This is a genomic window from Umezawaea sp. NPDC059074 (assembly GCF_042738955.1).
Lineage (GTDB): Bacteria > Actinomycetota > Actinomycetes > Mycobacteriales > Pseudonocardiaceae > Umezawaea.
Genome location: NZ_JBHYHC010000237.1, coordinates 1 through 7,854 on the forward strand (window position 1 = coordinate 1; position 7,854 = coordinate 7,854).

The 7,854-nt window shown below is 69.8% G+C and carries 8 protein-coding genes; 2 read left to right on the top strand and 6 right to left on the bottom strand.

Features of this window, described 5'->3' with window-relative positions:
* Positions 1 to 962 precede the first annotated feature (962 nt).
* From ACFWW9_RS45030 to ACFWW9_RS45040, 3 genes are all read right to left on the bottom strand, one after another.
* The gene (locus tag ACFWW9_RS45030; RefSeq protein ID WP_390389628.1) at positions 963 to 1,493 is read right to left on the bottom strand and encodes a hypothetical protein; all 531 of its coding nucleotides are present in this window, start codon (positions 1,491 to 1,493) and stop codon (positions 963 to 965) included.
* A 97-nt stretch (positions 1,494 to 1,590) separates the two neighbouring features.
* The gene (locus ACFWW9_RS45035; RefSeq protein ID WP_390389631.1) at positions 1,591 to 3,324 is read right to left on the bottom strand and encodes a methylmalonyl-CoA mutase; all 1,734 of its coding nucleotides are present in this window, start codon (positions 3,322 to 3,324) and stop codon (positions 1,591 to 1,593) included.
* Between the two features lie 71 nt (positions 3,325 to 3,395).
* Positions 3,396 to 3,695, bottom strand: coding sequence for an MTH1187 family thiamine-binding protein (locus ACFWW9_RS45040; protein ID WP_390389632.1), 300 nt, complete (start codon positions 3,693 to 3,695; stop codon positions 3,396 to 3,398).
* 48 nt (positions 3,696 to 3,743) lie between these two features.
* Here ACFWW9_RS45040 and ACFWW9_RS45045 point away from each other — a divergent pair, with 48 nt between their 5' ends.
* Both ACFWW9_RS45045 and ACFWW9_RS45050 read left to right on the top strand, forming a co-directional pair.
* A complete protein-coding gene (locus ACFWW9_RS45045; RefSeq protein ID WP_390389634.1) occupies positions 3,744 to 4,247 on the top strand; it encodes a MarR family winged helix-turn-helix transcriptional regulator in 504 nt (167 codons plus the stop codon).
* A 41-nt stretch (positions 4,248 to 4,288) separates the two neighbouring features.
* Positions 4,289 to 5,380, top strand: a complete 1,092-nt coding sequence (locus tag ACFWW9_RS45050) for an aminoglycoside phosphotransferase family protein (RefSeq protein WP_390389635.1) — start codon at positions 4,289 to 4,291, stop codon at positions 5,378 to 5,380.
* Here ACFWW9_RS45050 and ACFWW9_RS45055 read toward each other — a convergent pair.
* Genes ACFWW9_RS45055 through ACFWW9_RS45065 form a run of 3 tightly spaced genes read right to left on the bottom strand, consistent with a single transcriptional unit; the run spans position 5,362 to position 7,676 of the window.
* Positions 5,362 to 5,682 carry a DUF3817 domain-containing protein gene (locus ACFWW9_RS45055; protein ID WP_390389637.1) on the bottom strand — a complete coding sequence of 107 codons (321 nt, stop codon included), beginning with the start codon at positions 5,680 to 5,682 and terminating at the stop codon, positions 5,362 to 5,364. The genes ACFWW9_RS45050 and ACFWW9_RS45055 overlap by 19 nt on opposite strands.
* Before the next feature lie 48 nt (positions 5,683 to 5,730).
* The gene (locus ACFWW9_RS45060; RefSeq protein WP_390389639.1) at positions 5,731 to 6,777 is read right to left on the bottom strand and encodes an ABC transporter permease; all 1,047 of its coding nucleotides are present in this window, start codon (positions 6,775 to 6,777) and stop codon (positions 5,731 to 5,733) included.
* The gene (locus tag ACFWW9_RS45065) at positions 6,774 to 7,676 is read right to left on the bottom strand and encodes an ATP-binding cassette domain-containing protein (protein ID WP_390389641.1); all 903 of its coding nucleotides are present in this window, start codon (positions 7,674 to 7,676) and stop codon (positions 6,774 to 6,776) included. Before ACFWW9_RS45065 ends, ACFWW9_RS45060 begins: the two co-directional genes overlap by 4 nt.
* Positions 7,677 to 7,854: the final 178 nt, after the last annotated feature.

The following is a 7,854-nucleotide window of genomic DNA, read 5'->3' on the forward strand; positions in this document are numbered from 1 at the left end:
GGGTGGGGGCGCAAAAACAATCGGGGGCCGGCCGGGGTGGGGGTTAAAAGAACCTGCCGGCATGGTCCGGTTGGGGCGCGGTGCGAGTGCCGGCCGGGGGCCGGAAGATAGTTGGTGCGGTTTCGGACGGTGCAATTTGGATGTGGGGCGGGTTGGTCACGGGGTTGAGTTGGGGCCGGGGGCCCGCCGGCTGCGGCTGCCGTTGTGGGCAGGCGGTGAGGGCCGGACGGGCTGTGTCTCGGTTTTCAGGTTGCCTGCGGCAGACGGCTTGGGGTGGTTGAGGGCGAAGGGTTGCCTGCGGCAGGCGATGGGTGGTTGAAGACGCAAGGTTGCCTGCGGCAGACAGGTTGCACGGGTTGGATCGAAGGGTTGTCTCCGGCAGGCCTACAGGACCGGCTGACGCAGGGTTGCCTGCGGCAGACAGCCTGCGGCGGTTCGATCGCAAGGTTGCCTGCGGCAGGCCTGCCGCTCGTCGACAGCGCAGGGTTGCCTGCGGCAGGCTGCTTGAGAGCCGATTGCCTACCCGCTCGACCTGGCTGGTTGGTTCGTGTCCGATTTTATTTGGGGGATTTGCCCCTTAAAATTGGAGATCGGGCAGGGCTTTGGGGCACTGCCTTTTGGCCCGATCAAGGGGCAAATCTAGGGGCCCCAAATCAAATCGGACACAGCACGCTGGAAGCCGTAGTCACCAAGCAGGCAAGCCGGAACCGGAAGCCACTGGGTGACCCACCCGGAACCGGCAGCCGCCGGGTGGCCCGGCTGGAACCGGTAGTCGCCGACTGGGCGAGCTGGAACCGGGAGCCGCCGGGTGAGCTGGCTGGAATGGGCGGCCACTAAGTGACCCACCCGGAACCGACGGCCGCCAAGTGACCAGGCTGGAAGCCGAAGCCACCGGCCGGCCAGGCTGGAACTCGCAGCCAGGAACCCCAACCCAGGAAGGCGGAGCCGCCGGGAGGCTCCGCTCAGGTGCTGGTGTCCAGGTCCATCTGCACGGATGCCGTGCCCTTGCCCGGCCCACTGGCCTCCACCGAAAGCGACTCGTTCTGCGTGGTCTTCTTCGGTGGCCCAGCGTTCACCGTCAGCACCGGCCAAGCCTCTCCCGGCTTCGCCGGGTCCGCGTGGGTGCACGACAGGCCCGTCTCCACGTCCTGGCAGGACCAGCCCTCGCCGTCGGTCGAGAACACCGTGACCGCGTCGCCGGGGAACGAGACGACCACGTTCAGCGGGTCCTTCGGGCTCTCGCCCTGTGGGGCCGTCATCGTCACGGTGAACGAGAAGCTGGTGTGGATGTACCAGTGGTCGCCCACCAGTGTGATGCCCCTGCCCTTTGCCAAGTCCACCTTCACTTCGCCCTCCGAGGACGGTGGTGCGTCCGACGTGGTCGTCGTCGGCTGCTCGGCATCGGAGGTCGTCGTGGTGGTGGTCGGCGTGCTGGACGGGGGGCTGCCCGTGTTCGTGGGGGCGCAGGCCGCCAGCAGCAAAACCGTGACCAAGCCCGTGATCGTCCTGCTCGGTCGCATGGAACCGCCTTCGTCCGCCGATGGTGCCGTCAACGATGGCACAACCGGCGGTTACCCGGCGGGCGGCGCGCTAGAACCTGGCGGGCTCGGTGTAACCGCCCCACTCGTCCTTGAGGACGCCGCAGATCTCGCCCAACGTCGCTTCGGCCCTGGCCGCTGCGAGCATCGGTTCGATGAGGTTGCCGTCCGTGCGGGCCACCTCGACCATGTGGGCCAAAGCTCGGTCGACCGCCGCTTGGTCGCGGGTGGACCTGCGAGCGGCCAGGACGCGGTTCTGCTCGCGCTCCACCTCGTGGCTGACGCGGAGGATCTCCAGGTTCTCCGAGAGGGACTCGGTGTGGACGTTGACGCCGACGACCTTCTTGTCGCCCTTCTCCAGCGCGACCTGGTAGACGAACGCCGAGTCCGCCGTCTCGCCGGTGAACCAGCCGTCCTCGATGCCGCGCAGGATGCCGGACGTCATCTCGCCGATCTCGTGCTCGCCCGACGGCACCGCCGCGCGGGCCATGTCCTTGATGCGGTCGAAGACCTTCTCGGCCTCGGCCTCGATCTTGTCGGTCAGGGCCTCCACGTACCAGGAGCCGCCGAGCGGGTCCGCCACGTTCGAGACGCCGGTCTCCTCCATGATCACCTGCTGGGTGCGCAGGGCGATCTGGGCGGCCTTCTCGCTCGGCAGGGCGAGGACTTCGTCCAACGCGTTGGTGTGCAACGAGTTCGTGCCGCCCAGGACGGCCGCGAGGGCCTCCACGGCGGTGCGGACGATGTTGTTGTCCGGCTGCTGCGCGGTGAGGGAGACGCCCGCGGTCTGGGTGTGGAAGCGGAGCTGCTGGGCCTTCGCCGTGCGGGCGCCGTAGACGTCGCGCATCCACCTGGCCCAGATGCGGCGGGCCGCGCGGAACTTGGCGATCTCCTCGAAGAAGTCGAGGTGCGAGTCGAAGAAGAAGCTCAGGCCGGGCGCGAACTTCTCGATGTCCAGGCCGCGCGAGAGGCCCAGCTCGACGTAGCCGAACCCGTCGGCGAGGGTGAACGCCAGCTCCTGCGCGGCCGTCGCCCCGGCCTCGCGGATGTGGTAGCCGGACACCGACAGCGGCTTGTACGCGGGGATGTTGTCCTGGCAGTACGCCATCAGGTCGCCGATGAGCCGCAGGTGCGGCTCGGGCGCGAACAGCCACTCCTTCTGGGCGATGTACTCCTTGAAGATGTCCGTCTGGAGGGTGCCGTTGAGCTTCGAGATGTCCGCGCCCTGCCGTTCGGCGGCGACCAGGTACATCACGAACACCGGCACGGCGGGGCCGGAGATGGTCATCGACGTGGTGACCTGCTCCAACGGGATGTCGCCGAACAGGACGTCCATGTCGGCCGCCGAGTCGATGGCCACGCCGCAGTGGCCGACCTCGCCGAGCGAGCGCGGGTCGTCGGAGTCCTTGCCCATCAGCGTGGGCATGTCGAACGCCACCGACAGGCCGCCACCGCCGCGCGCCAGGATCATCTTGTAGCGCTCGTTGGTCTGCTCGGCGTTGCCGAAGCCCGCGAACTGGCGGATGGTCCAGTTCTTGCCGCGGTACCCGGTCGGGTGCAGGCCGCGGGTGAACGGGTACTCGCCCGGCCAGCCGATGCGCTCGAAGCCCTCCACGGTCTCGCCCGGCCGCGGCCCGTAGACCGGGTCGACCTCGACGCCGGACAGCGTCGTGAAGTCCGCGTCGCGCACGCGGCCGGTCGCCTCGGCCTTGGCGTAGGCGTCCTGCCAGCGCTGACGACCGGCCTCGTGGTCGGCGTAGTTCTCGTCGTAGCCGGGAGCAGGCATGGCGGTCTCCGCATCGTCGTCGATCCCCAAATAGTAGGATGTCCGACTATCTGACGCCATCGTGTCACCTGTCACAGCTCGCGCAGGTGGGCCTCCACGCGCTCCACCTTGGTGGCCATCTGACCGGTGAAGCCGGGCCGGATGTCGGCCTTGAGCACCAGGCTGACCCGCGGCGCGGCGGCCTGCACGGCCTCGGTGGCCTTCTTCACGACCGCCATCACCTCGTCCCACTCCCCCTCGACGAGGGTGAACATGGCGTTGGTCTCGTTGGGCAGGCCCGACTCGCGCACGACGCGGACGGCCTCGGCGACCGCCTCCGCGACGCTGTCGGACTCCCCGCCGAGCGGGCTGACGCTGAACGCGATGAGCACGCGTGCCTCCTGGATCGTCGACTTGTACCCACTGGTAGCTTCGCCTGCATGACGCCCCAGCCACTGCCGTTCGACCCGATCGCACGCGCGGCCGAGCTGTGGGAGAAGCGCATCGGACCGTCGACGTCGATGGCGGCGGTCACGAGCGTCATGCGCGTACAGCAAATCATCCAGTCCGCCGTCGACGCGGCGCTGAAGCCGCACGGGCTCACGTTCGCCCGCTACGAGGCGCTGGTGCTGCTGACGTTCTCCAAGGCGGGCAGCCTGCCGATGCGGGTCATGGGCGAGCGGCTCCAGCTGCACCCGACCAGCGTCACGAACATCGTGGACCGGCTGGAGGCCGACGAGCTGGTGCGGCGCAACCCGCACCCGACCGACCGGCGGACGACGCTCGTCGAGATCACCGACACCGGCCGGGCTCGGCGCGAGGTGGCCACCGAGGCCGTGACCAGCGTGGACTTCGGGCTGCGCGGGCTCACCGAGCGGCAGACCGAGCAGCTGACGGACCTGCTGGCGAAGGTCCGCCGCGCGGTCGGCGACTTCGAGGACTAATTCGGTCGCGCTCCGCCGGAGGCCTCGGCCACCCTGTGCGGATGCACGAGGTCATCGCCCTGGTCGTGGTCGACGGCGAGTACGCCGGTTCCGTCGGGCCGTTCGCCGTGGCCAGCGGGTGGTGGAACCAGGTCCAGCTGGTCAACGAGCACCTCGAACGGGTGCTCGGGGTGCCGACGTCCGTGCTGCGGCTGGTCGAGGTCGACGGCGAGGGGATGCGCGGCGGCACGGTCACCTACCAGGTGGAGGCGCACGGCGCGCCGGACCGGACCGCGCTGGCCGCCGAGCCCGTGCACGCGTTCCCGGACACGCCGCTGCGGCTGCCGTGGGCGAAACCGGGCGGGCCCGCCGAGCTGGTCGCGTGGGCCGAGGGGTTCGTCACCCGAACAGGTCCCGTCGTCCAGGTGAAGACCTGGAACCTGTCGTGCGTCTTCCGGGTGGACACCGACGCGGGCCGCGTGTGGGTGAAGGGGCTGCCGCCGTTCTTCGCGGCCGAGCCGATCGCCCTGCGGCTGGTGGCCGGGAAGGACCCGTCACTGGTGCCCGAGGTGATCGCCGCCGCGCCGCTGCGGGTGCTGACGGCCGACGCCCCCGGCGACCCCTGCTGGCCCGCCGAGCCGGAGCAGGTGCGGTCGGTCGTGCCGAGGTTCGTGGCCGTGCAGGCCGCGCTGGCGGGCGAGCGGCCCTCGGGCCTGCCGGAGGTGCCGATGTGGTCGGCCGAGGTCGAGGGCTCGCGCGAGCGGGCCGACGCGCTGCTCGCCACCGGGCTGCCGCTGACGCTGCTGCACGGCGACTTCCACCCCGGCAACTGGCAGTCCGACGGCGTCACCACGCAGGTGATCGACTGGGCGGACTCGTGCTGGGGCCACCCGGCGCTGGACGCGGCCCGGCTGTGGACGTTCCTCCCGCCGGAGCGGCGGACGCTGCTGGCCGAGCTGTGGACGGCGGCCTGGCTGGAGCACGTGCCGGACAGCGACCCGGCCGCCGCGCTGGAGCTGGCGATCCCGCTGGTGCACGTGTTCAACGCGATCCGCTACCGCGAGTTCCTGGCGAACATCGAGGACAGCGAGCAGGTCTACCACTCCGGGGACCCCGAGTACGAGATCCGGAGGGCTCAGGCCGCGCTGGCCTGAGGGACGTCCAGCCTGCCGGTCCGGATCGCCCAGCGCTCGAAGGCGATCGTGCCGAACGGCGGGATGCTCGCCAGCAGCGCGAGCACCGTCGTGCGGCGCTCCCACTTCTGGGCGACGCTCGCGAGCAGGGCCACGAGGATGTAGACGATGAAGATGAACCCGTGGATCGGGCCGAACACCTTCACGCCGATCTCGTTGTCCGAGAGCACGTACTTGAAGAGCATCCCGATCAGCAGACCCGCCCAGGACACCGCCTCGGCCAGCGCGAAGAGGCGGAACCGACCCGCAGAGGTGGAGAGCATGGCCTCCATTGTGCTGCGTGAGCGGGCTCACGGGCGTTTTGGGGTGTTTCAGTCCTCCCAGCGGAACAGCTTGGCGGCGAGCAGGCCGACCACGGCGGTGAAGGCGATCAGCACCGAGCACGGCACCAGCAGCGCCTCGATCCCCTTGCCCCGCACCAGGACGTCGAGCATCCCGTCGTTCATGTGCCGCAGCGGCAACGCCTTCGAGACCGCCTGGAGCCAGCCGGGCGCGTTCTCGATGGGGAAGAACGTGCCGGACAGGAACGACATCGGCAGCACCAGGATGTTCGCCGCGCCGCTGGCGGCCTCCTCGGTCTTGCAGAACGCGCCGACGAGCATGCCGATGGCGAAGAACGCCAGCGTGCCGAGGACCAGCAGCGGCAGCGCCAGGTACCAGCTGCCCGCGAGCTTGAGGCCGAACGGCGGGGTCAGGGCCACCAGCACGAACGTGATGGCCTGCACGACCGCGATGCCGACGCTCACGGTCAGCCGCGAGGTGAGGACCGTGATGGCGCTGACCGGGGCGAGCCGGATGCGCCGCAGCACCTGCTTCTTGCGCCAGGACACCATGGTCAGCGCCGCGCCGAACACCGCGGAGATCGAGATGCCCCACGACAGGATGCCGGGCGTGAGGTACTGGATCGGCTTGAGCGACGCGTCCTCGACCGGCTGCTGCTGCAGCGTGAACGCGGGCGGTTGACCGGTCGCGCCCAGGTTCACCTGGTCGACCACACCGGACACCAGCCCGTTCACGGTGCCCGCGGCGACCTGGTCGCTGGCGGCGAACCGGAGCTGGACGGTGTTGCCGCGCAGGACGAGCGCGGCGGGGAGGTCGCCGTCCTTGACCTTCGCGACGGCGGCCTGCTCGTCGTCGAACCGCTGGACCTCCACCGCGCCGGTCTTCTCCAGCGCCGCGACCACCGGGCCGTCGCCGATGACCGCGATCTTGATCTTGTCTTGGCCCGCGTCCCGGAACAGCAGGCCGAAGACCACCAGGAACATCAGCGGGAAGAAGAACATGAAGAACAGCGACATCTTGTCGCGGATGAAGCCCTTGAGCATCGCCGTGGAGAGGCTCTTGAACGCGGTGCTCATGCCCGGTACTCCCGTCCGGTCAGACCGAGGAAGACGTCCTCGAGGGTGGCGGTGCGGACCTGGAGCCCGTCGAGCGCGCCGCGCTCGGCCAGCGCGGACAGCACCGGCGCGGGCTTGCGGGTGGAGATGGTGAGGCCGTCCTCGTCGTCGGTCGCGCTGTCCACGCCCTCGATGCCGCGCGCGTCGTCCGCGGGCAGCGTGCCGGGCTGGAGGGTGATCCGCGTCGGCGCGTCGAGCCCGCGCACGAGGGCGGCGGGCGAGTCGAGGGCGAGGACCTTGCCGCGGTCCATGATGGCCACCCGGTCGCAGAGGATCTCGGCCTCGTCCAGGTAGTGGGTCGTGTAGACGATGGTCTTGCCGCGGTCCTGGATCGCGCGCAGCACGTCCCACAGGTTGCGCCGGGCCTGCGGGTCCAGCGCGGCCGTCGGCTCGTCGAGGAACACGACGTCCGGGTCGTGGACCAGCGCGCAGGCGATCGACAGGCGCTGCCGCTGGCCGCCGGACAGCTTGTTCTCCTGGACGTCGGCCTTGTCCGTGAGGCCGACCAGCTCCAGCATCTCGGCGGCCGTCGACTTGCTCACGCCGTAGAGCGACCCGAACGTCTCCAGCTGCTCGCGCGCGGTCAGCCGTTCGAAGAAGCTGGACGCCTGGAGCTGCACGCCGACACGGGGCAGCAGGGCGGGGTTGCGCGGCCACGGGTTCACGCCGAGCAGCGACACGGTCCCGGAATCGGGCTCCCGCAAGCCTTCCACGATCTCCAGCGTCGTGGTCTTGCCCGCGCCGTTCGGCCCGAGGATGCCGAAGAACTCGCCCTCGGCGACGGCGAAGGAGACGCCGTCCACGGCGTTGAGGTCGCCGTACGACTTGTGGATGTCGGTCACGGCCACGGCGTCTGTCATGGCGCGAACCGTAGGTGATGGGCGGCCGGTTCCGCGCCTCGAACGACGAAAGTCGGCGCGAATCCAAGACTTCGGTCGAAAGGCCCCCCGAGGGGAGACCTTCGCCCGCCGTGCATTCCGGTCATTGTATATAAGTTACGCTACCAGCCCGCCGCGGCGGGGTTCGTGTTGGGCACCC

What these genes read in the sequence shown, in the direction of transcription:
- ACFWW9_RS45060 (WP_390389639.1), bottom strand. Translation starts at nt 6,777, where the DNA reads ATGAGCACCGCGTTCAAGAGCCTCTCCACGGCGATGCTCAAGGGCTTC.
- ACFWW9_RS45065 (WP_390389641.1), bottom strand. Translation starts at nt 7,676, where the DNA reads ATGACAGACGCCGTGGCCGTGACCGACATCCACAAGTCGTACGGCGAC.
- ACFWW9_RS45050 (WP_390389635.1), top strand. Translation starts at nt 4,289, where the DNA reads ATGCACGAGGTCATCGCCCTGGTCGTGGTCGACGGCGAGTACGCCGGT.
- ACFWW9_RS45055 (WP_390389637.1), bottom strand. Translation starts at nt 5,682, where the DNA reads ATGCTCTCCACCTCTGCGGGTCGGTTCCGCCTCTTCGCGCTGGCCGAG.
- ACFWW9_RS45045 (WP_390389634.1), top strand. Translation starts at nt 3,744, where the DNA reads ATGACGCCCCAGCCACTGCCGTTCGACCCGATCGCACGCGCGGCCGAG.
- ACFWW9_RS45035 (WP_390389631.1), bottom strand. Translation starts at nt 3,324, where the DNA reads ATGCCTGCTCCCGGCTACGACGAGAACTACGCCGACCACGAGGCCGGT.